Source organism: Pantoea sp. AS142, from assembly GCF_037152305.1.
In the GTDB taxonomy this organism is placed as follows: domain Bacteria; phylum Pseudomonadota; class Gammaproteobacteria; order Enterobacterales; family Enterobacteriaceae; genus Pantoea.
In genome coordinates, this window is sequence record NZ_JBBCMO010000012.1 from 109,959 (window position 1) to 133,412 (window position 23,454).

Here is a 23,454-nt window from a genome sequence, read left to right on the forward strand (position 1 = left end):
GAACACCTGTTCCGCATGCACTGGCTGACAAATAATGAAATCCAGACACTCTATTTACCGGAATGAAAGGTTAAAAAATGAAAATCAGTGAACATGGACTTAATCTGATTAAAAGCTTTGAAGGGTTACGTCTGCAGGCGTATCAGTGTTCTGCGGGAGTATGGACTATTGGCTACGGGCATACCGCTGGTGTGCTCCCGGGAGATATTACAGATGAAGTGCAGGCAGATATCTTTCTGCGCAATGATATTGCTGCGTCAGAAAGCACCGTTATGCGCTTAGTGGCAGTTGCACTGAATCAGCATCAGTTTGATGCTCTGGTCTCGTTTGTATTCAATCTCGGCAGCGGTAATTTTGCAGCCTCAACATTGCTGAAAAAGCTCAACGCCGGCGATTATGCCGGGGCCGCTGAAGAGTTTTCACGGTGGATCCATGCCGGCGGGAAACCGCTATCGGGACTGGTACGGCGAAGGGAGGCGGAAAGAAAGTTATTTATGGCCGGACACCTGCCTGTATAAACACTGTTATTGCGGTCTGCAATATTGTCCGGGGTTCTGTCCCCGTTATCTCTGCCTGACGGACAATGTATAACCCTGTACTGCCGGTTATTCCATTTATTAAAAGGACACGATTTTCATTGCCGGGTTTTATCTGTAATGAAATCTATGATTGCAAATAAAACTGTGTTCAAAATTAACTAAAAATCAATGGAGATATATTATGTCTGATATTCCTGTCGGTACCATTGTTATGTACAGCGGAACCACCATGCCTGCCCACTGGGTGCTGTGTGACGGTAAAAATAATACCCCGGATCTCCGGGATCGTTTTATTCTCGGTGGGGAGCTGAATGACGTGGGCGGCAAGTCCACGGAGAAAACCGCAGGCGATAAAGATAAAAAACACTTTGAGCTGAACACAAACAAAAGCAGCTCAGCAATATCCGTGACGGTCAATGAACATAAACTTACCGTCAGCGAGATGCCTGAGCACTACCATAAGCAGGGAGATATGTATGATTATAACTACGGGTTTGCTTATGGTGAGTGGACCGATCCCAGCGACGGGCAATATATCAATGGCGGTACGGTAAAAGAGACTTGTAAAAATCGCCATGCTCCCCTGACTCAGAATGCCGGCCAGGGGGAAGGGCATTCCCATCATGCCGACGTTGGGGTGCAGAGCCACAGCCATTCAGCCGACGTGACGGCACCTTACTACATTCTGGCCTTTATTATGTATCAGGGGAATTAATTCCCCTGTCTGACCGGCCGGCATGTTATGGAATCCCCTGCGCAGATTAAATTCCGGGAGACTGCCGGCTGTAACCTCTGGCAGGAATATCCTTGCAGGTCCGCTGCGCGACCTGCGGCCGGACGCCGGCCCTGATATACGGCCGGGCTTCCGGACCGCAAATGAAAATTCAAGGAAAAAAACATGAGCTTCATTGACTCGATAAAGCACATAGAGCGGTTCGCTGTTATTGATGAGTTCGGCGGGCGGGGAAACCCGGAAAAAATACGCCGCTTTTATATCGTCCTGCGCGTGACGGACGATAACGGAGAGCTCATTGAAATTACCTTCGGCGATATTAAGAGCGCGGTCAGTGCCGGGCAGCTCTCGCTGACCGACTACGTGGGGTTCACTGATGTCTCTCTGGGGCTTGATGACAGCAGTCAGTTCCGGGTGACTAACGCTGAATATCATAACAATTCTAATTTCATCAGCGTGGAGCCTGCGGCGTTCAGCGGAAGCCTCAGCGTCTGCGCCAGAATAAAAGAAAAAAAGGACGGCAACCTGATTACCTCCACCTGCTACCTGTCAGACTTCCCGTCCACGTTCTACCTCTCAAAATAAAGGGGCAGGCAGGAAAGCCTGCCATGACGCATATCTGTTTCATTGACCGGGGAGACGAACATGAGCTTTGTGGACAACGTTAAATACGTCAGGCAGCTGAGCGTGGTGGATGAATTCGGCGGGCTGGGTGAGGCCGCAAAAGTCAGTCGCTTCTACGTGACCTTCCGGGCCACGGATGATGACGGTCAGGATATCCGGGTAAGCGAGGCTGACGTGGTGGCCGCCATCCGGGAAAAGGATATCGTGATTGCCGGCTGGGCCGGCCTGAATAACTATTCTCTGGCTGCGGATGCAGCAAACCCGGACGGCTGCCCCTTTATTTTCAGCGGATGCCGGTACCGGGACAGCCTCAATATTCTGGCAATAAGTTTCGCGGGAGACTACAGGGAAGATGCCGGCCTCAGCGTCAGGTTTATGGACGGCGACACGGAGATAACCTCATCCTGCTATCTGTCCCCGTTCCCGTCAGCCGTTTTCATTAACAGGCACCCTGCCGCTCAGTAATGACGGCAGGAATTTCTGTTATCTGACCATAATGCCGCTTCTTTCTGTGAGACCAGTTTTTCGGGAAAGAAGCGCCTGCAATTACAGCAATTACGGAGACGTATCATGTCATCCTCCTCATTCTATACCGCTGCCGGCAACTTCCTCAGCGCCATTCAGGGCGGCGTGGACCCCCGCACCGGGTTGTTCACCGTTAACCTGCCGCTCGCTGACCTCCGCTCCGGCAACCTGGCCGGCCCCGGCCTGAAGCTGGCTCTGCACTACTCCCCTGTCAGCGACCGGGATGACGGTTTTGGCCGCGGCTTTGCCCTCAACCTTACCCGCTATGACATCAGAGGGCGGCGGATCTCCCTTTCCACCGGAGAGTCGTACCCGGTCAGCAACAGTGGCTCAGCAGTCAGGCAACGCAAGCTCAGGAACTTTATCACAGAGAGTCAGGACGGCTGTATTTCCCGGGTCATTCACAAATCCGGCCTGGTGGAGGAGTTAGTCAGATATGGCTTCCAGGCGGTAACCGGCAGGATAACAACCCCGGAAGGACGTAGCCTGTCTCTTCTGTGGGACCAGAACAGCAGGGGAGCGGGCGTCCGTCTTTCTGCAGTGACAGAGTATCGGGACGGGCTTACCAGGACGCTTTGTCGCGTAAACTACTCTGACAACCCTGAGCAGGCCGCGACTTTTTCAGTCCTTCCTGATGACCCGGTATCAGGTTACGATACTGTGTTCTGTGTCCGGCGGGGAGTGCTTCGCAGCGTGACCAGCTATGCTACCGACCCGGACATGACCTGGTTGTTCAATTATGATCTCATCGATCCCTGGAACATCGAAAACCCAAAGCTTCGCTATCTGATCTCCATAACCTCGCCCGCGGGGCTGGAGGAGTCAGTAGTATATCCTCACACGGGCGGCGCGTCCTTTCCTGACGGCGTAGGCCTGCCGCCCCTGCCTCAGGTATCCACCCATACCGTTCAGCCCGGCAACGGGCAGCCTGTGGTTGAGACCCGCTGGACGTGGACCGAGGAAAACTACCTTGGCCGGAACGCCCCCGGGCGGGACTTCTCGCGCTGGGACCCCGATACCGACCTGCTGCTCGACGTCCTGACGCGCGGGTACACCTACGGTTCGGTGGCCCGGCTGATGGACCAAACGGGCGAGCAGGTGCTCAGAACGGTCACCCGGCGTTACAACAACTTTCACCAAATCAAGTCTGAAAGCACGCTACAGGATGGAAGGACGTACACGGTGGGGACGGACTATCCTGCTATGGCAGGAGTCACCGTGGCCGAACAGCCCCTCAGTTACCACCTCCCGATACAGCAGACTGAAACCTGGATAGCAAAAGGACTGCTCAGGGAGCGCGTTACCCGCTGGAAGTATGACGGGACGGGCAATCTGATTAAGGAGTGGGCCCCGGACGGGACGATTACCGAGTACGCTTACTACCATGCTGACGGTGAGGGTGAGGAGTGCCCGGCCGACCCGCACGGCTTCCGGCGCTACCTGAAGCGCAAAAAGGTCATGCCGCGCCGCATTGAGGGCGACGAGGTCAATACTTACACCCGGCACTACTGGAAAAAACTCAGCAGCCTGACGGGGGACGGCTACGTCGTGCTCCCTGACCGGGAGGAGGTGACCACCGTGCTGCCGGACAAAAAACAGAAGGATAACGGCACAAACCGCGTCAGGACCCGGGTCAGCCATACGCATTATGACGACAGTAGAAATCTCCTGACGTACGGGCGGGAAAAACAGCGCACCACCACGTACTGGCCGGACGTGGCGAACCAGCCCGGTGAGTCGTACGTGCAGAAGCAAGACTTCATTTACACATCTTCGTTGAATGGGCTCAGTCAGTCCGAAACCCTGACCACGCATGACCACATCAGCCTGACACGCATCACCCTGCGGCACCCGGTTCTGGGGCATCTGCTCAGGGAAAAAGACGCCCAGGGCGTGGAGACAAAATACACCCGGGATAAAGCCGGGCGGATGCTGACCCGGACACAGGCAGCGGGTACGGACTACGCGAGAACCTTTACCTTTAAATATGCCATGTATGGAACCGGCATGGTGGTTACCACAACCGACCCGCGGGGCAACCAGATAAAAACTTTTTATGACGGCGCCGGGCGGGAGGTGACCCGGCAGCAACTGGACGCCGACGGCACGAAAAACTGGTATACGGTGTTCTCACAGGTGTTCAGCGTGACGGGGCAGCCCCGCACCCGTATCGCCCGGGACTGGCAGACGGCTACCGCGAAGGATTATTCCGTCCGGAGTGAATTTGAGTACGACGGGTTTGGTAACCTGAGCAGGAAGGTCACCTCTGATGGCGTGACCGTAACGGACACTACCGACCCGGTGGCCCTGACCCGGACCGTGACGCCCTCGGGCGGAGGCATGACGTCGGCCACCCGGACCACCGAACTGGCTCCGCTTTTGCGTCTGCCGCAGAAGGAGGTGCTGTCCGGCGGCGGCCTGGAGACCGTGCGGAAATACCAATGGGACGGCCACCACCGGCTGCGCATGATGACCGATGAGAAAGGGCGGGTGACGGAGTATACCTGGGATGACGCGGGCCGGCTGCTGACGCAGACGCTGCCCGACGGCACGGTGGTGACCCGCACCTGGGCACGACACCTGAGCGGGGAGTGTCTGACCGGTATCAGCGTGACCGGACAGGACGGACAGGGCAATATGAAGACCTGGCACCAGGGCACGCAGACGTTCGACGGTCTGGGCCGGCTGACCGCGTCGGAGAGCGGAGGGCGACACCTGCGGTATCTTTACGACGGCGTCTCGCCGGTGCCGGAGTCCGTCATGACCACGTCGGGCAGCATCATCACATACACCCGAACGGTGCCGCTGGACAACGCCCTGACGGCGCGGAGCGTCAGCCCGGGGACGGGGTCGCAGGCCCCGGCGGTCAGGCAGGATTTCACCCTAGACCCGCTGACCGGCAGCCTGCTGACGGCAACGGAGGGCAGCACGGTGACGGAGAACGCCCTGTTCCCGTCCGGGTTGCTGAAGGGCGAGAAGTTCACCTCTGCTAAGGCCGGTGTCCGGGAGGCGGACTATACCCGCACGCTTGGCGGAGCGATGAGCACGTACACGGACCCGGCCGGTAAAAAGATGAGCCTGACGCGGGACGCTTTCGGCCGGATGACCCAGACGAAAGACGATGCCCTGACCACGGACGTGACGTACGACCCGCTGGCGCGGGTGAAGTCATACACCACGACGGACCCGGCGACCGGGACGACGCTTACCACGGCGCTGACGTATGACGCTCTGGGCCGGGAGGCGACCCGCACGGCCACCGGGAGCAACGGAAAGACGGTGAAGCAGACCCTGACATACTCCCTGGGCGGACAGATCACGCAGCGGGTCACCCGGGCTGATGACCAGGACGTGCTGACGGAAACCTTCACGTACGATGCCCGCAACCGCCTGACGGATTTTACGGCTGAGGGGAGTCTGCTGCCCACAGACGGCTACAACCTGGGGATAACGGCGCAGCGCTACACTTTCGACGCACTGAATAACCTGGTCAGCGTTATCACAACGCTGGATGTGCTGGGTGAAGATGTGGCCACGTATCACTACGACAACGCGGACGACCCGACGCAGCTGACGTCAGTAGAGCATACCCATGACAGCTATCCCGGTAAAATCACGCTGAGCTACGATGCGGACGGGCGGATGACGCGGGACGAGATGGGCAGAACGCGCAGCTATGACGCGGCCGGGCGGCTGGTGAGCGTGAGCGGTGCGCCCGACAGCACTTATGGCTATGACGCCCTGAACCGGCTGGTGACCCAGACAGTGGGTGGTTCAGACACCCGGGCCCTGTACTACCGGGGAGAGGAGCAGGTATGTGAGATGAAGACGGCACTGAATAAAATCACCCGGCTGATTAAAAGCGGGCACACCTGTTTCGGAGTGAGCGAGGGCAGCGGGGTGACGCTGACGGCAACAAACCGGCACGACAGCCCGCTGCTGTCCCTGAAAGCCGGAGAGGCCGGCGGGGTGACGCACGTCTGGTCACCGTACGGCGGAGGGAAAGTGGCGGACGGGCTGCCGGGCTTTAACGGGGAGCGCCCGGACCCGTTCAGCCGGAACTATCATTTGGGCAACGGGTACCGGGCCTGGAGCCCGCGGCTGATGCGCTTTACGTGTCCGGACAGCCTGAGCCCGTTCGGGGCGGGGGGGCTAAACCCGTACGCCTACTGCGCGGGGGACCCGGTGAACCTCACCGACCCGTCGGGACACATCAGCACGCAGGGCTGGATAGGTATAGGACTCGGAATTCTGGGGCTGGTCTTCGCGGTATTCACGGCGGGGATGTCGATAGCGGCGGCGGGCGGGCTGATGGCGGCGCTGGCCAGCGCTTCACCAGTGGCGCTTACGGTGGGGACACTGGGTGTGGTGTCGGACGTGACGGCCATCGCAAGCGGAGCGCTGGAAGATGTGGCTCCGGAGGCTTCCAGCACACTGGGCTGGGTGTCTATGGGAATCGGCCTGGCGGGAGCGGGTATCGGTATTGGTAAGGGAATAAGAAGCGCAATCAGGTCCAGAGTGACAATAATGGCAACAGTAGGTGAAACGATGCCAATAGAGTCACCCCGGGTTCTTGGTGGACATGCATTTGGAGGACGGTCTGCACCAGGAGAAGTTATTTTTACGGCTATTGATGTGAATAACGGGACCCGTCGTTTAAACATTAACATGCATGGCAAGCCTGGATTAGTGGAAATAAATCATGGCGTGAATGCAAATGCACAAGAACTTTATAATGTACTAAGGAATAGAGGTATTTTGGAGCAAAACTTTGATGAGATAAGAATGCTTACCTGTCACAGTGCTGATATTACCCCTGAAGGTAATATTATGGCTCAACAGTTGGCCCGTTTAACCGGTAAACCGGTGGAGGGATATTTTGGTAAAATGACTGCAATATTTAGTATGGATTATGGGACGGGAACGACTATACCTGCCCGGCACATGATAAATGAAGCTTACATACAAGGTGGAGCGCGAGGGGCAAATGAGTTCCTGGCAAAAAATAGTCAGTACTTAACAATGGGGCCATCTCCTTATGTGCATACTAATTTCTCGATGAGATTTTATCCTTGATGGTTAGGAAACTGAATCATTGTTTTAAAAATCTCCTGGCCATGAATTTTGTTTTCGGATGTCCCCTTATGGCGGGCTAACCGGGAAGCTTATGGGGGAAAATACTCGATTCGGTGCGTTTTTAACCTGAAACACATTTTTCAGGCGAACTTATCCTGCAGCCTGTGCCCGCAACCATCGTTTCTGGCCGATACTGTGCAGTTTTTCTGCCACTAATTCTGACGGGCACTGTTGCACATTTCTTGATGAGGTAGCCTTTTGTATTACAGAAAGGTCTTAAATTCCAAAAACTCTGCTCACCAGACGCATCTCGCCCAGGGGATGGCCGAAGTAAAAGTTTTCCGCCTGTCTTTTACGCAATGCCCGCATGACTTCAATCCCCTTGATGATGGCATATGCCGTCTTCATGGATTTAAATCCCAGCGTGGCGTCGATTATCCGTTTCAGTTTGCCGTGATCGCATTCAATGACGTTATTCCGGTACTTAATCTGCCGGTGTTCAACATCAGGCGGACACAGGCCTTCCCGCTTCAGTAACGCCAGCGCGCGACCATAGGTGGGAGCTTTATCGGTGTTGATGAGTCGGGGGATCTGCCAGCCTTTCACGTTGTTCAGAATCTTTCCCATAAACCGATATGCCGCTTTGCTGTTACGGCGCGGGGAAAGATAAAAATCGATGGTGCGGCCTTTGCTGTCAACAGCACGGTACAGATAGGCCCATCGGCTGTTATAGGTTTCATCGAGATGCCAGGATCAGAGCCCTGAAGGATTACGCCAGTACCAGCGCAGCCGTTTTTCCATTTCAGGCGCATAATGCTGAACCCAGCGGTAAATCGTGGAGTGATCAACGTTGACACCGCGTTCGGCCAGCATCTCCTGCAGTTCACGATAGCTGATGCCGTATTTACAGTACCAGCGCACCGCCCACAGGATGATGTCGCGCTGAAAATGCCGGCCTTTGAATGGGTTCATGTGCTGCTCCGTCAGCAAAAGATGACGATGAGTTTATCACCTCCCGATTTTTGCAACAGTGCCAAAACGTATGCTTTCCAGATGCCTGTGCAGGCGATGAGGCTGCTGGAAAAAATCAAAGATGATGAGTTTCAATGGGTTAATCTGGAATGGGATGGGCGCTTTTATACCTGTCCACGCCATTTTATTAAACGACTCAGCAGCCGTCCTTATATTAAAGCGTTCTGGCGTTAACCCGATTAAAAAAGATTAACCAGACGCCTAAATGCCTATTATGGATGCTTATTTGATTTAACTTTTTACGCTTATATCGCATGTGAGGATAAATGGGGCAGAACCTGCCCCGTTATTTTCAGCGATTGGAGGGCGGTATCATCGCGTTCAGCGATAAGAAAAGAACGTTATCTGCAAAGATTCCGCATTAATGACTATTATCACTGTTTAATCATTTGCTGCTGTCGCTTGTCAGAGGCACCGAAACGCTAACCAGTGCTTTATGCAAGGCGGTGCGGTTTTGTGCCCGGCCCGGCAATCCGTTGTGATTCTGCTTAAATTCCCTTCTGTTCTCCCTTTGACGTGAAACGTCACCTCTTACACTCAGATGATACTTAATCGGGATCCTGACTGTCATGCCCCAAGAAAAAATGCGCCTTCGTTCGCTGCTGACTTTGCTTTCCATCGGAGGCGTTATTCTCACTTCTGGTTTGCTGCTCGGTGCGCTGCTGCTGTTTCAAAAAGCCAATATCGAAGACAGCCTGCTTGAAGGGAACATTGCCTATGCCCGTAAACTGGCCGATACCACCGATCGTTATCTGGCAACAGCGCAACGCGAACTGGCCTGGAGTGCTTCGGAAATCAAGGGTCTCAGCGATATGAAACAACTAAAACGGGAGACCGATCGTCTGCGAATGCAGTCGGGATTTTTTAATTCGGTGGTGGTGGTAAACCATGATGCAATTATAGCTGCAACCTCACCCGAGAGTCTGAATCTGATTGGCGTGAAGCTGCACTCGGCGGCCAGCCAGCAGGCCATTTCGACCCAGAAGCCCTTTATCTCACCCCCTTTTACTTCTGCAGCTGATAACTATGTGGTGTTTTTATCACAGCCCCTGTTCAGCGCAGAGGGCCGTTACCTGGGCTACATTGGCGGCACCATCTATCTTAAAAAACAGAGTATGTTGAGTGAGATCCTGAGCCAGCACTTCTATGCAAACGGAGCGACGGTCAGCGTGGTGAGCAATGAGGGGCTGATTATTTTCAGTCACGATCCGGCGCGCGTTGGTACAAAGATGCTGCTAAGTCTGGCACTGCAGAAGCAGCTCGCCTCGACGGAAAGCGGGCACTTTACGCTGGAGAGTGGTGGTCAGCACTATCTGACCGGCTATGGCACGCTGCATAAAACCGGCTGGAACGTGTTTATTACCGGCACCTCTGAAACGGTCAGACATATTCTGATGCGCACGGCGGAAAGCGCAGTCTGGTTCGTTCTGGGCATTATTGTCGTGACAGCGGCCGTGATTGCCTTTATGGCCGGTCGGATCGCCTCTCCGCTTGAAAAGCTGGCGGACCGAGTGCGCGATGGCGGTAGCGAAGCGCAGGCCGAATCTCTCGCTACGGTGAAAACCTGGTATTACGAGGCTGACCGGCTCAAAGAAGCGGTGCAGGAACATCGCCACGCTGTTGCGGGTCACCTGGCCGCACTTAGCGATGAAGCGATGACCGATCCGCTAACGGGTCTCTGCAACCGACGCGGATTTTCAGCGCTGGCGGCGCAATCAGACAGTGAGTATGACCAGTGTGCCATCGCCATTGATATTGACCATTTTAAGAAGATAAACGACTGGTACGGGCATGACGCGGGCGATGCTGTTCTGGTGAGCCTGGCAGCGTTGCTGCGTCAGGCTTGTCGCACCGGTGATATCGTCAGCCGGTTTGGTGGCGAGGAGTTCATTCTGCTGCTGCCGCAGACTACGCTGGCGGATGCGGCCCGCACCGCGGAACGCATCCGTGAGACCGTCAGCGCCACCACCTTCCCGTTCGCCGGGACGATGACGATATCAGCTGGCGTGGCTTCACGGGGTGACCAGGCTAGCGATCGCGAGTCTCTGCTGCGGCGTGCGGATGAAGCGCTCTACGAGGCAAAAGCGGCCGGGCGCAATACTGTTATCATCGCCGGGCCTGACGGCTTTGAGTTAGCCAGGTAAGATCCGCCGGGGGAGGGACAGGCTCAGCACTTACTGCGTAATCGCCAGCCGAGCCACTCATCCAGCGCCGCTTCCGGCAGCGGCCTGGAGTAGAAAAAGCCCTGCGCCTGGTCGCAGCCGAACTCGGTCAGCGCTGTTACGGTTTCCGCATTCTCCACGCCCTCAGCCAGCACCATGTAATCGAGATCCTTGAGCATCGCAATAATACTGCGGGCGATGACGCGCGATGCGGTATCACACGAAATTTCGCTGATCAGTGAACGGTCCAGTTTAATGACGTCCAGCGGCATACGCCGAAGATAACTGATGTTGCTGTAGCCCGTGCCAAAGTCATCCAGTGAAATACCAAATCCACGCAGTTTCAGCATCTCCAGCCCTTGCATTGCGGTCGGGCTTTCCAGAATCCGTTCTGTTTCCAGACACTCAATGCCCAGCAGCGAAACCGGAAGCTTTGCCTTTATCATCCGCTCTTCAAGCTCGTCGGCAAAACCTTCACGGGAGAAATCGCTGCTGCTGACGTTAATGGTGATGGGCAGCTGAATATAGTTGTTGCGAAGCCGGGAGAGCCGGGCGATGGCGTGCTCTGTGACCCAGGTAGTGAGCTCGCTGAGCAGCTCGGTTTGCCCGGCAAAAGGTAAAAACTGTTCAGGAGACAGTTCGCCGCGCTGAGGATGCTGCCAGCGGATCAGCGCTTCCAGTCCGATCGGCTTGCCGCTGTGCAGACAGATCTTAGGCTGATAGGCGAGCCATAACCCCTTATCCTGGCGTATCGCAATCGCCAGGTCATGCATCAGGGTGAAATCCTGGGTGTGGCGCGCATCGGTTGCCTCACTGAAAAGCATCGAGGCAACGTTGCGGGTGATGGCCTCATGCAGCGCGCTGACTGCCCGGCGCAGGATCTCCTGAGCGGGCATCTCCCCGGTGTTAAAACTTGCCTCACCGGCGTGTGTCATCAATGCAACCGACAGCCCATCGCCGAGATCTGCGCTGATCCCGGCCAGCTGATTTGCCACCCAGTTGGCCGTGAGTCTGCTCTCCTGACGTGTCAGCAAAGCAAAGCGCCCGGTTGCTACGGTGTAGAGCATTTCACCCGGCGCAGGCCTCAGGCGCAGCGGCAACAGTGTCGCCACATCTTTCAACAGGCTTTCAACCGGCCCCATGCCCATGGAGCGCGCAAGCTCGTAGGCGCGCGGCATATCGATACAGTCAATCAGCACCAGCCGTCGTGGCGTGGTGTCACCGGAGGTGGCAAGAAATTGCAGATCGCGAATCAGACGCTGACGGTTGGGCAGGCCAGTTACCGGGTCGGCAAAACCCGCCGAGTACCAGGCCTCAAGAAATGACATCACCAGTGCCGCCAGCATTTTAAGCATTGCCTCCTGCTCACCACTGAAGCGATGAGGGGCGGTGTCGGTCACACACAGCGTACCCAGTATCAGACCGGTGCTGCTTTTCAGCGGTACGCCGGCATAAAAGCGGATAAAAGGCGCACCCGTAATCAGCGGATGTGCAGCAAAGCGGTTATCAAGCAACGTATCGGGCACCACCACGGTGCTATCACTGTCCACTGCGTGCCGACAGAGCGAGTCCTGTCGGGTGGATTGGGTGAGTGTGAAATTGTGCGCCGCCTTAACATGCTGCATCTCATCATCCAGTACGGAGATAAAGCTGCCGGGAATGCCAAGTGCCTGGCTTGCCAGCCGGACGAACTGTTGCAACACATCGTCACGACTTTCGTCGTTACTGCGCAGCGCGTGCAGGGTTCGCGTGCGGCAATCGTCGCCGCCGCTAAGACTCATAAGCATGGTTTCCTCCGCGCCGACTGGTTACGGAGCGAAATTAAACAGAAAAACTGGATGGTATTGTGTCATGACTACAGACAATTTTGTTAAAAGAAAGAGGCACAACGTTATTTATCTACTGCGAAGCATGCCATTTCAGGCCCTGACAGTAATTCCTTTTTCTTTAACAAAATGTTTTCTTATCGACGATTCTATTATTTTGTCGTTAAAAACTTTTAATTTCTTAAATATCCTGCCAGGATAGTGAGTATAAATATAGCGCGCTATATAATAACGCATTAAAGTAGATGACATAATTTATTTCGGTTCACTTTTAACTATACCAATGACAATATCAGGGAAAACTTCATGAATTCACTCAGGCATTTCACTATCCGCCGCGTTGTGCTGTGGATGATGATCGTCTCGCTGGGCGTGGTCGCGCTGGCTGGTGGCTACAGCAGCCAGGTGGTGCGCGACATCTTTCGTCAAACCGATCGCTCAGCCGATCTGACGCAGCAGCTGAGTTTTCTGGCTCATAGCGCGATTGTCATGCAGAACGGCACAGCAGCCGATAAAAAGGCCCTCGTCGCCTTAACCCCGGCCGATGCTGGTTGGGATAACTTCCGCGTAGCACTCACAACAACGCCCTCAGAATATGCCTCGGCCGCCCGCGCGCAGCTGATTAAGGTGACGCAGCAGCTGGCACAACATCGGGCACCCCTGAAGGCGGACCGCCATCGGCTTGAGGCTATATTGGTGGCATCACTGCTGACGGCAGTGGCATTGCTGCTGTTTTGCGACCGCTATCTGGTTGTCCACCTGGTGCGACCTGTCGGTAAAATTCGCAGTCATTTAAAAATTATTGCCGATGGTGATCTGACGCGCGAGCCGGAAGAGCTGGGGCGCAATTGTGTCGGGCAACTGGTACCACTGGTTAAAGAGATGCAGCACAGTCTGTTACAGACGGTCAGCGCTATTCGTGAAAACGCAGCCATTCTTCATCGTGAAGCTGGCGACATCGCAGCGGGTAATGCCGATCTCTCTGACCGGACATCCACGCAGGCCGCTGCACTGGAGCAGACCGCAGCCAGCATGGAGGAGATCACTGTTACCGTGCGGCACAATGCACAGAATGCCCGTGAGGCGCGTGAACTCGCCGCTACGACCACCGATACCACTCAGCAGGGCGTAGAACTGGTTCAGACGGTGGCAGCAGCCATCACCAGTATCGCTCAGGGGTCAGAAAAAATCCGGCAGTTCACCGCCACGATTAATAGCATCGCATTTCAGACCAACATTCTGGCGTTAAATGCCGCCGTAGAGGCGGCCCGCGCGGGTGAGCAGGGGCGCGGCTTCGCGGTGGTCGCCAGTGAGGTACGTTCGCTGGCTCAGCGAAGTGCTGCTGCTTCTAAAGAGATCGAAGAGCTGATTGCAGAGACCGTGGCACGCGTTGACGATGGCCGGCGGGCGGCGGAGAGCGCGGGAACGACTATGGAAGCTGTGCTGCGCGGCGTCGGCGGCGTAAACGAACTCATTGGACAGATTGCGTTGGCCTCGGATGAGCAGAGCAAAGGTATCGCCCAGGTCACGGTCGCCGTTGCTGAACTTGACCGCGTTACGCAGCAGAATGCGACGCTGGTTCAGCAGGTAGCGGCAACGGCGGGCAGTCTCAGCGGACAGACCAAAACGCTGGGCAGCGTAATTACACGCTTCACCCTGCCGCAGCATGCGGTCACTGTGGCGAATAAACGTGTCTCACCCACTGAACAACCTGGCGGCTGGGTTACTTTCGGTCAGGCATAACCTGCCAGGATAGTTTCTCGATTTGCAGATGATGGCTGTACGAGATGGAATAGCGGTTAATGTTCACGCTTTTTTTAAAAGATGAATGAAACGGTCCTCTATTGAGGCAGTGATTAACGTTGATCCTCTTCCGGCCCGTGTCACCATCCAGACTGGCGATGACGTTCTTTATCAGTACGCTCATTATCCAGGCAGCGATTTAAATATAATTCAGGTTAATTGCCGGGATTTTACTGGCGCATTACGCTTTGCTGACTATGTCGAAGCGCCAGACATGTAAACTTAACTCAAATTTATGTTTTGGCTGCAGGCGTTTCTCTTATCGCGGCCACCGTATGCGGAGCCTTTCATATGGAAAATCAGATTTTAAAGCGGCCTGTCGCCGTCCAGCGCAACGTCCGTGAACTGCGCCTTGCTGCCGGTCTTTCTCAGGAAATTGCAGCAGAACGTTTCGACCTTAGCCAGCGCGTCTGGCAGACCAAAGAGGCGTCAAAAAATCCTGCGCTGCTCAGTCAGGGAGAATATGAACTACTGATGCTGCTGGCCGGAGAGCATCCGTATTATGAACTGGTACCGAAGATGAAAAAGTAAGACCTTCTGCCGCTATTTTCCTGAAGTTAAGTTACCTCAGGCCGATAGAGTAAGCTAAACGAAGCGTAATAACCGCTTGTCTGATATGTCCTGGCCAGATTATCCTGGGCGGTCCGCTATAAGCCGCTGATCCGCCGCATCCTGTCTGCCGGGCATAATGTGTTAACTGGCGCTTCTTTGTCTGCAGTGCCAGCTTTATCGGGCTCAGCGCGGCAACCTATTGCTGCAGAGTTCACTGATGGGCCTTTCTTCCGGCAGCGGGTCGGCAGCAAATTCTGCGCGTCCTGTCTGATTGAACGTGTCCTCTTTATGCTGTGTCATGCCGGCCACAGTAGATAACATCAGAGGGGAGTTACGCTGAAACGTCCAGTTTATCATGATGCCGAGGCGGTTCGCCTCAACGCACTTAAGCAGTATCATCTGATGGATTCACCGCCGACCGATGCGCTGGATCGTCTCACCACGCTTGCTGCAAGACTGTTTCAGGTGCCGGTTGCGTTTGTATCGCTTATCGACGAGAAACGGCAGTTCTTCGCCTCCCGTTACGGTTTAAGTATTACCGGTACGGCGCGTAACGTCGCTTTCTGCCACCATACGCTGGCGCGGGGCGAGATACTCTGTGTTCCCGATACTCTGGAAGATCCGCGATTTCGTGACAGTCCGCTGGTTCACGGCTACCCCTTTATTCGCTTTTATGCGGGCATTCCACTTTCGACACCGGATGGCCATCACATTGGGACGGTCTGCCTGACCGACACCCATCCTCGAAAGCCACTGACAGCGGAGGATCGACAGCATCTGACGGATATTGCTGCACTGGTCATGGATCGCATGGAGATGCACCGTCTGGAGTTATTGCGCTACACCAGTCAGCAGCGGCTTCAGGCAATCTCATCGACCTCACCTGATGCCATTGTCTGTACCGACTTGCAGCGCGGCATAACCTTCTGGAACCCCGCGGCCACCGCGTTGTTTGGTTACAGCGCTCAGGAGATGAGCGGCCAGTACGTCAGTGAGCTGATTCCGGCGCGCTGCCAGACTGACTACCGTAATGAACTGGCCCGGATAACTTCTGACGAAGCGGCTATCTCGCATCCACGCTCTTTACAGATATGGGGTTTGACACGTGACGGCCGCGAATTCCCGGCAGAAGTCTCTTTTTCGGGCTGGCGCGAAGAAGGTGAGCGGCTGGTGGGAATGATCATCCGCGATGTCACGGCTCGTTTTGAGAGTGAGGCGCGGCTCTGTGAGCTGGCTTCTCTTGATATGTTGACGCGCCTCGCCAGTCGCAGCGCGTTTATGGAGCAGGTCGGACAGCTGACCAAAGCAGGCGTGCCTTATACATTATTGATGACCGATCTCGATGGCTTTAAAGAGGTCAACGATACACTGGGACATGCTGCAGGCGATGCGCTGCTGTGTCACGTTGCCGAGCAGATTCGCGCAGTGTGCGCAGGTGCCGTGACGGCTGCACGTCTGGGTGGGGATGAGTTTGTGATCCTGTTAGCGGGCGGCAGTGCAGAGGCGGCGATAACGGCGGAAAAGTTGATTGCGGCAGTGCAGACGCCGTTCCGCTATCACGACTCACCGGTGGTCGTTGGCGCCAGCACCGGCATCGCCTCCTACCCGGAGCACGGACGGGATCCCTCTTCCGTGATGTCCGCCGCTGACCTGGCGCTCTACCGCGCCAAAGCCTCAGGGAAAGGCTGCAGTATCCTGTTTATGCCCGCCTTTCGTGAGGCGGAGCAGCAGCGCCGTCGCTTTGAGCGTGAACTGGAAACGGCGGTGCGGCAGCAGCAGTTCACCCTCTATTATCAGCCGCGCTACGACATTAAAAGCGGAAAGCTTACTGGCTGCGAGACGCTGGTGCGCTGGCAGCATCCGACGCGCGGGCTGCTGTTGCCTGCCGAATTTATCGGCATACTGGTTAAAAGTCCGCTTTCTGTGACGCTGGGGGAATGGATCATCCGCAGCGCCCTGGCTCAGGTCCGGCAGTGGCAGGTGCGCGCTCCTCAGCTTCGCGTCAGCATTAACCTGTTTCCGCGGCAGCTGGCGGGGAACAGCCTGGAAACGGTAATACGTGAAAGCGCCGGAGGCGATGCCGGTTTTGTTGAGCTGGAAGTGGACGAGCCGCTACTGGCTGTGCTGGTGCAGGATATGCCGGCTCAGGTTGAAGCGATCCGTCGAACCGGCGCTTCATTCATTATCGATCATTACGGGCGCACACTGGGGGCCATTAACCTGCTGCGCTATAGCTTTGTGGCGGGCTTTAAAATCGATAAGTCGCTGACGCATGAACTGCATTCCAGCATGCGGGTGCGTATGATGTTCCGAGCCATTACCGCGCTCGGCAAAAGCCTGGGGATACGGGTGGCCGCAGAAGGGGTGGAAGACAACGAGCAAATCGCCTTTGTCACCACCGCAGGCTGCGACATTATGCAGGGCAATGGTCTGTGTCGGCCACTGACGCCGGCGGAATTTGAGGCGATGCTGTGCGGGGAAGAGCACTCTCCGCCCGCAGTCGCCAGCGGTTACGACGTCACACCACGCTGATCGAACTGACAGTGGCCGCAGGCGAAGAGGAGCAGATCGACGCCTGATCGTTCGGTCAGGGTCAGGAAACGGGCCGGTATTCCTGTTTCAGCAAGCCGAAGACCCAGTCATCCTGCCAGTGGCCGCCGAGAAAGAAATTCTGCCGCAGCCTCCCTTCCTGAACAAAGCCCGCAGAGATCAGGGTCCGGCGTGAGGCCGCATTGCCTGCCGTCACCGTAGCGGTGACTTTGCGGTAATCCTGCTGTTCAAAGCAGCAGGCGATAATGGCATGCAGCGACTCGCTGCCGTAACCTTTGCCCTGCGCATCTGCGGCCAGAATAAAACCAAACTCCGCAATACCCTCTCCGCGGTCGATAAACCCGCAGAAGCCTGCCGGAAAACCGGATGCTTTTTCCTCGATCACCAGACACAGCCAGTGCTTGCAGCCCTTGTACCAGGCGGGCAGGCGAACATCAAATGAGCAAGTTCTGATCTCTTCAATGCTGCGCGGATCGCTGATATACCTCATCACCGATCTATCCTGACTGACCGCAAGATAGAAGGGCCAGTCTTCCTGGCGCAGCGGCCGGTAAGTCAGGCGCAGCGAGGTGACTTCCAGCGCTCTTTCAGCTGGCACTTTAGCTGGCTCTTTAATGGGCATAGTGCCACTCCCTGCATATTGGATTTGTAAGTTTATAGCGCAAAAATAGCACAGAGTCGCTGACAGTCGGGACGCACTTTCGCCACTCTGCGAAGGCTGCAGCAACCCTGATGCTATCTCAACTTTCCCGTCTCGTGCGGTGACCTTTTGGTCCCGCTTGCCACAATTCGCTGTACTTGCACGTCATCTGCGCACATCGTTGCTACGCTTTTAGCCAGATGGCTGAACATTGACCCTGATGAGAGTGATCCCCAATGGACTTGAAAACGTTTGAAGCAGCAGCCTGGACGGCGCTGGAGGAAGCTGCAACGGATCCGCAGTCCGACTTACGCTATCTGGCGCTCTGTACCGTCGATGGTGCGCAGCGACCTCAGGCGCGCACGGTGGTGCTGCGTCGATGTGAAGACGCGGGTCGGATGCTGACATTTCATACCGATGTTCGCAGCCCGAAATGGCAGGAGATGGCAGTGAATCCGCAGGTCACTGTGCTGGGCTATGACCCTCAGCGTCGTCTGCAGCTGCGGCTGGCCGGACGGGTTAAGTGTTACGCAGCGGGAAGTGATATTGCCTGGGCAGCCTGGCGTGAGTTACCGCAACACACGCGGCAGACTTACGTTGGCGGACCACCGGGTGAAGCGCGGGCAACAGCGAATGAGACGGCTGGCGCGGCGTCAGCGGAAGCGGGAGAATCCCGTTTTGGCGTGGTAATTCTGCAGGTCACTGTGCTGGACGCCTATCAGCTTCAGCGAGGCGAAAATGAGCGCGCCCTGTTCCGCTATTCCGTCAATGGCGGGTTGCAGGGAAGCGAGTGGCTCAACCCCTGATCCGGTGCGCCTGATTCACTTCAGGCCAGGTTAACCTCTGATTAATCCTGCCCCGCCCGCGATAAAAGAGATTTCACTGTTTCGCGCTGCGCTTGCAATTCTTTATCTGCCGCATCGCTTACCTATTTTAGCGTCACGTTATCCTCATATAGCGTCGTATTTCTGCTTTTTTCCTTTCTTTTGTCATTCTTTGTGCCAGGCTCTAATTAACCCAAAAGCAGTGACTTATGCTCAAGGTCAGGAAAAGTACAAATAATCACTCTGTATGACATGCAGGTTAACCATGAATAATCAACCTCCTGAAAAACCAGGGTCAGAGGGGCGGGACCAGGTAATAGGCCTGGCGGAGGAAACCATTGAGGTCTCGAAACAGCGGGTCATCGATGGTCATGTCAGGGTGACACGACAGGTTACTGAGCATCAGCAGACGATTGCCCTTATGCTCCGGCACCAGACGGCGGCAATTGAACGCATCCTTAAATCGGAGCGGCTGGCTGAGATGCCGGAGATTCGGGAAGAAAATGGCGTCCTGATCATTCCGATCGTTGAAGAGGAAGTCGAGATTGTTCGTCATCTGGTGCTGAAAGAGGAGTGGCATATCCGCAAGGTTGTCAGCGAGGTGGCGACAGAACAGGTTGTCTCCCTGCGCAAGCAGCACGCTCACCAGACCCGAGCACCGCATACAGAGCCGTCCGAATCCATCATCGAGGAACACAATATGGCGCGTGAAACTATCGTAACAATGTTCAGCAATATCTCACTGGCAGAGGGTGCCAAGCGTAATCTGATCAAGGCCGGGTTCCTGGATGATGATATTGATATCATCTCTGGTGACCGCCTGCGTACCGAAGGTCACGAGGCCCGTCACCCAGGCTTCTGGCAACACCTGTTTGGTAATACGCTGGAAGAAGATCAGGCTGAAGTCTATGAAGACGCGATGCGTACCGGCGGGGTGGTTTTGTCACTGCGGGCCGATGAAGATGAGTTACCGCGCGCGCTGGGTATTCTTGATGCGCATGAAGAACTGACTGAGCGCAGTGCTGCCGTACCGGGCGAATACTCTACCGGAGATGGCCTGACTGCGCCCGCCAGTGGAACGCTTCAGGATAACGCAGCACTCAATCCGCTCCATACCGATCGCGGCGCTGCCCGTACCGCCCTGACCGGTGACGAAAGTGATGAGGATGTGTTGCGTCTGGCCGAAGAGCGACTGGAGGTCGGTAAACGTCTGGTCAGCGAAGGGTCTACCCGTGTCCGCCGCTACACTGTCACCGATCAGGTATCAGAAAATGTCTCGCTGCATGAGCAGCACGCCGAAATCTTCCGTCGTCCGGTCAGTGAAACGGGCTCACCCAATAGTGTTGACTGGTCTGAAAAAACGGTTGAAGTCGAAGAGTCACATGAACAGCCTGTGGTGAATAAGACCGCGCAGATCATTGAAGAAGTGGTGCTGCGCAAAGAGTCAAGCGATCGGGTTGAAACCATTAATGATTCGGTACGCCGTCAGGAAGTGGATATTGACCATGCCAGCGCAGATCATCTCAGTGCAGATCCGGTGACCGGTCATAGCACCGCGACCGATCCGCTGCTTGAAAGCACGCGTCAGGCCCGCGCTGATCAAGACCCTCGTCCGGTAATGCCAGCCAGTGAGACTGAGCATAAAGAGAGTTTTGTGGAGAAGGCCGGGGATAAAATCGCGGAAGCGAAAGAGAAGGTCGAGGACAAGTTTAAAAAGCCGTAACGTTGGCTGCAGCCTGTGATGCCTGAACACCCGTCTCTGACGGGTTTTTTATGTTAATACCGTCTCTGCAAATCCTGTGATGATGTTATCCGTCTGTTCCGCCTGGCCGCAATGAATAACCCTTGCGTTGTGCAGACTGAGATCCCTGACTACCCTTGCTGGTGTTTTTATCTTAAAACGGGCCGGATAGCCCGAACGCCGGGTGAGTATCTGCAGTTTTTCAGTCATTAGCGGCAGGCGATTGTCAAGCTGCCGTGCATTATCAAGCAGGGAAATCATGACAGAACAACGCAACACCGATCGTTATCGCGCGGATGAGCACATTGACCCTTTTGTCGCGGTACAGGGTGCACGAACGCATAATCTCAAGGATGTTTCGCTGCGGTTTCCCCGAAATGCCATGGTGGTGTTCACCGGGGTTTCAGGATCCGGTAAATCGTCTCTCGCCTTTGATACCCTCTATGCAGAAGCCCAGCGCCGGTTTATTGAGTCGGTTTCGCCACACGCCCGTCGTCTGATCGATCAGGCCGCTGCGCCGGATGTGGATAACATTGATGGACTTCCACCTGCGGTGGCACTTCAGCAGAGCCGGACGGGTGCGCAGGAGCGTTCAACGGTAGGCAGCCTCACCCGTATTTCCGTCACGCTGCGCCTGCTGTTTTCACGTGGGGGTGCAAGACCTGACGGTGTGCCTTTTATGACCGCCGATTTTTTCTCGCCGAACAATCCTGAAGGTGCCTGTCCGCATTGCCAGGGACTGGGGAGGATTCACACCGTCAGAACCGAGGCGATGGTGCCGGATGATTCACTCAGCATACGGCAGGGGGCGATAGCGTCATGGCCCAGAGGCTGGCATAACAAGAATTTGCGAAGCATCCTTGAGGTGCTCGGCTACGATGTCGATGCGCCCTGGCAGACACTCTCTGTCCGTGATAAGCAGTGGATACTGCTGACTGACGAACAGCCATCGGTGCCGATTTTTGTCGGTCTGACCGCTGAGCAGCGTGAAAAAGCGCTGGCGGCTGGCGAAGAACCCGCTTATACCGGCACCTACACCAGTGCAGCCAAAATCGTCTTGCAGAGCTATTCCGGTGGCAGCGAGACCACGAAGAAACGGCTGGCGCGCTTTGTAACGGTCTCTCCCTGCACTGAGTGCCATGGTAAAAGGCTAAACCGGGATGCGTTGTCGGTGACCTTTGCAGGCCATGACATTGCCAGCCTGAGTGAACTGTCGGTCTCCGAGCTTGCCGGACTATTGACCCCTTATGCAGACGGTTCATCATCGGACCTGCCAGCTGAGGCGGCGCTGCGGGAGGCGGTCATCCGGATGGCTTCTGACATTAGTATGCGGCTTCAGCAGCTGGAAACGCTGGGTCTGGGACATCTGGCACCGGGACGCCGCACCACTATGCTCTCATCCGGCGAGCTGCAGCGCGTACGTCTGGCCACCCAGCTGATATCACGGCTGTTTGGCGTGCTTTACGTGCTGGATGAGCCTTCTGCCGGCCTGCATCCCGATGATGTCAACGCGCTGCTCGCGTCCCTGAAGAGCCTGGTGCGTGCAGGTAATTCTCTGGTGGTCGTCGAACATAATATTGACCTCATCGCCGAAGCGGACTGGCTGATCGAAGTCGGACCCGGCCCGGGAACGCATGGCGGTGAGATCGTCTATAACGGCGAACCCGCAGGACTTGCGGAGATCAGTGCATCACCTACTTCAGGCTATCTCTTCTCCCGGAGCTATACCGGGCTGCGCCAGCGCCGACCCGCGGAGGATTGGCTCAGGCTTGAGCGGGTCAGTTGCAACAATATTGCCGACCTGGATATCGCCATTCCACTGGCGAGAATGACGGCAGTCACCGGTGTTTCCGGCTCCGGTAAATCGACGCTGCTGAATTGCGTGCTCCCTGAAATGCTCGGACATTCTGACAAAACGCCTGACCTTGAGGAGGGTGAAGAAGAGGATCTGGTGCCTGATGTGAAGGGGGAGATTATTAGCGGACGTGACGCTATCGGCCGACTGGTCAGAATCGATCAGCGTCCTATCGGGCGAACGCCACGCTCTAATCTGGCCACTTACACCGGATTTTTCGATATCATCCGCCAGCTGTTCGCAGACACCCACGCGGCGAAAGCCAGGGGCTTCAACGCCAGCCGGTTTTCCTTTAATCTGCCAGCCGGACGCTGTCCTGCGTGTGAAGGACAGGGACAGATTTCCATTGAGTTGCTCTTTATGCCCAGCGCCACTGCAACCTGCTCCGTCTGCGCGGGTAGCCGTTATAACGCCGAAACGCTGGAAGTGACATGGAACAATCTGACGATAGCGAATGTGCTGGCTCTGACCGTAGACGACGCCACCAAGGTTTTTCACGGGTATGATGGGATCCAGCGTTCGCTGAAGGCTTTGACATCGCTGGGGTTGGGATACCTGACGCTAGGTCAGCCCGCCACTGAGCTGTCCGGCGGAGAGTGCCAGCGAATCAAGCTCGCCTGGGAACTGCAGCGCGTCCAGCGTACGCCCACGCTCTATTTGCTTGATGAACCCTCGACAGGCTTGCACCCATCTGACATGGACAAGCTGCTGATTGTACTGGATGAACTGGTGAAGCGCGGCCATACCGTTATCATGGCGGAACACACTATGCGTATTGTGGCTGAGGCGGACTGGGTAATTGATCTTGGTCCCGGTTCGGGGCTTAAGGGAGGAAGGATTGTCTCATCCGGTTCACCGGAAGCGGTCAGCACTGCCGCAGAAAGTCTGACTGCACCCTGGCTTGCGGCGCAACTGAAAAAGCGGGCGGGCGATCCAGAGTCATTGGATTGCGGTGGATGACGACGCCGCTGA

Annotated in this window: 16 protein-coding genes and 1 pseudogene; 13 read left to right on the forward strand and 4 right to left on the reverse strand. The window is 55.8% G+C overall.

Annotation, left to right across the window (positions count from 1 at the left end):
• Positions 1-77 precede the first annotated feature (77 nt).
• From WFO64_RS19520 to WFO64_RS19540, 5 genes are all read left to right on the forward strand, one after another.
• On the forward strand, positions 78-518 hold the full coding sequence (locus WFO64_RS19520) for a lysozyme (protein WP_337013686.1): 441 nt from the start codon (positions 78-80) through the stop codon (positions 516-518).
• Between the two features lie 202 nt (positions 519-720).
• Positions 721-1,254, forward strand: a complete 534-nt coding sequence (locus tag WFO64_RS19525) for a hypothetical protein (protein ID WP_337013687.1) — start codon at positions 721-723, stop codon at positions 1,252-1,254.
• Positions 1,255-1,437: 183 nt separating this feature from the next.
• Complete coding sequence (locus tag WFO64_RS19530; protein WP_337013688.1) at positions 1,438-1,857, forward strand: hypothetical protein; 420 nt, start codon at positions 1,438-1,440, stop codon at positions 1,855-1,857.
• A 60-nt stretch (positions 1,858-1,917) separates the two neighbouring features.
• On the forward strand, positions 1,918-2,361 hold the full coding sequence (locus WFO64_RS19535; RefSeq protein ID WP_337013689.1) for a hypothetical protein: 444 nt from the start codon (positions 1,918-1,920) through the stop codon (positions 2,359-2,361).
• A 105-nt stretch (positions 2,362-2,466) separates the two neighbouring features.
• The gene (locus tag WFO64_RS19540) at positions 2,467-7,497 is read left to right on the forward strand and encodes an RHS repeat domain-containing protein (protein ID WP_337013690.1); all 5,031 of its coding nucleotides are present in this window, start codon (positions 2,467-2,469) and stop codon (positions 7,495-7,497) included.
• 276 nt (positions 7,498-7,773) lie between these two features.
• Here the strand turns inward: WFO64_RS19540 and WFO64_RS19545 are convergent.
• Positions 7,774-8,469 (reverse strand): annotated as a pseudogene (locus WFO64_RS19545) (IS6 family transposase).
• A 27-nt stretch (positions 8,470-8,496) separates the two neighbouring features.
• On the opposite strand from WFO64_RS19545, the gene WFO64_RS19550 reads away from it, so the two are divergent.
• Complete coding sequence (locus WFO64_RS19550) at positions 8,497-8,703, forward strand: hypothetical protein (protein ID WP_337013691.1); 207 nt, start codon at positions 8,497-8,499, stop codon at positions 8,701-8,703.
• Positions 8,704-9,098: 395 nt separating this feature from the next.
• Positions 9,099-10,673, forward strand: a complete 1,575-nt coding sequence (locus tag WFO64_RS19555) for a sensor domain-containing diguanylate cyclase (RefSeq protein WP_337013692.1) — start codon at positions 9,099-9,101, stop codon at positions 10,671-10,673.
• 23 nt (positions 10,674-10,696) lie between these two features.
• Here the strand turns inward: WFO64_RS19555 and WFO64_RS19560 are convergent, their stop codons facing one another.
• Positions 10,697-12,478: a sensor domain-containing diguanylate cyclase gene (locus WFO64_RS19560; RefSeq protein WP_337013693.1), complete on the reverse strand. Its 1,782-nt coding sequence runs from the start codon at positions 12,476-12,478 to the stop codon at positions 10,697-10,699.
• Between the two features lie 1,071 nt (positions 12,479-13,549).
• Between WFO64_RS19560 and WFO64_RS22620 the strand changes: the two genes are divergently transcribed.
• The 3 genes from WFO64_RS22620 to WFO64_RS19575 all read left to right on the forward strand — a co-directional run bounded on the left by WFO64_RS22620 (position 13,550) and on the right by WFO64_RS19575 (position 17,404).
• A complete protein-coding gene (locus tag WFO64_RS22620; protein ID WP_442956168.1) occupies positions 13,550-14,260 on the forward strand; it encodes a methyl-accepting chemotaxis protein in 711 nt (236 codons plus the stop codon).
• A 351-nt stretch (positions 14,261-14,611) separates the two neighbouring features.
• Positions 14,612-14,851, forward strand: a complete 240-nt coding sequence (locus tag WFO64_RS19570; protein ID WP_337013695.1) for a transcriptional regulator — start codon at positions 14,612-14,614, stop codon at positions 14,849-14,851.
• Between the two features lie 423 nt (positions 14,852-15,274).
• Positions 15,275-17,404 (forward strand): putative bifunctional diguanylate cyclase/phosphodiesterase, encoded by a 2,130-nt coding sequence (locus WFO64_RS19575; protein WP_337013696.1) that lies wholly within the window; start codon positions 15,275-15,277, stop codon positions 17,402-17,404.
• A 61-nt stretch (positions 17,405-17,465) separates the two neighbouring features.
• Here the strand turns inward: WFO64_RS19575 and WFO64_RS19580 are convergent, their stop codons facing one another.
• Complete coding sequence (locus WFO64_RS19580) at positions 17,466-18,044, reverse strand: GNAT family N-acetyltransferase (RefSeq protein ID WP_337013697.1); 579 nt, start codon at positions 18,042-18,044, stop codon at positions 17,466-17,468.
• Between the two features lie 254 nt (positions 18,045-18,298).
• Between WFO64_RS19580 and WFO64_RS19585 the strand changes: the two genes are divergently transcribed.
• Both WFO64_RS19585 and WFO64_RS19590 read left to right on the forward strand, forming a co-directional pair.
• Entirely contained in the window at positions 18,299-18,868 is a 570-nt protein-coding gene (locus WFO64_RS19585; RefSeq protein ID WP_337013698.1) for a pyridoxamine 5'-phosphate oxidase family protein, read from the forward strand.
• Positions 18,869-19,151: 283 nt separating this feature from the next.
• Positions 19,152-20,609 (forward strand): YsnF/AvaK domain-containing protein, encoded by a 1,458-nt coding sequence (locus WFO64_RS19590; protein ID WP_337013699.1) that lies wholly within the window; start codon positions 19,152-19,154, stop codon positions 20,607-20,609.
• Positions 20,610-20,657: 48 nt separating this feature from the next.
• On the opposite strand, the gene WFO64_RS19595 is transcribed toward WFO64_RS19590, so the two are convergent.
• The gene (locus tag WFO64_RS19595) at positions 20,658-20,888 is read right to left on the reverse strand and encodes a hypothetical protein (protein ID WP_337013700.1); all 231 of its coding nucleotides are present in this window, start codon (positions 20,886-20,888) and stop codon (positions 20,658-20,660) included.
• On the opposite strand from WFO64_RS19595, the gene WFO64_RS19600 reads away from it, so the two are divergent.
• On the forward strand, positions 20,887-23,442 hold the full coding sequence (locus WFO64_RS19600; protein WP_337013701.1) for an excinuclease ABC subunit UvrA: 2,556 nt from the start codon (positions 20,887-20,889) through the stop codon (positions 23,440-23,442). The two genes, WFO64_RS19595 and WFO64_RS19600, sit on opposite strands and share 2 nt — an antisense overlap.
• Positions 23,443-23,454: the final 12 nt, after the last annotated feature.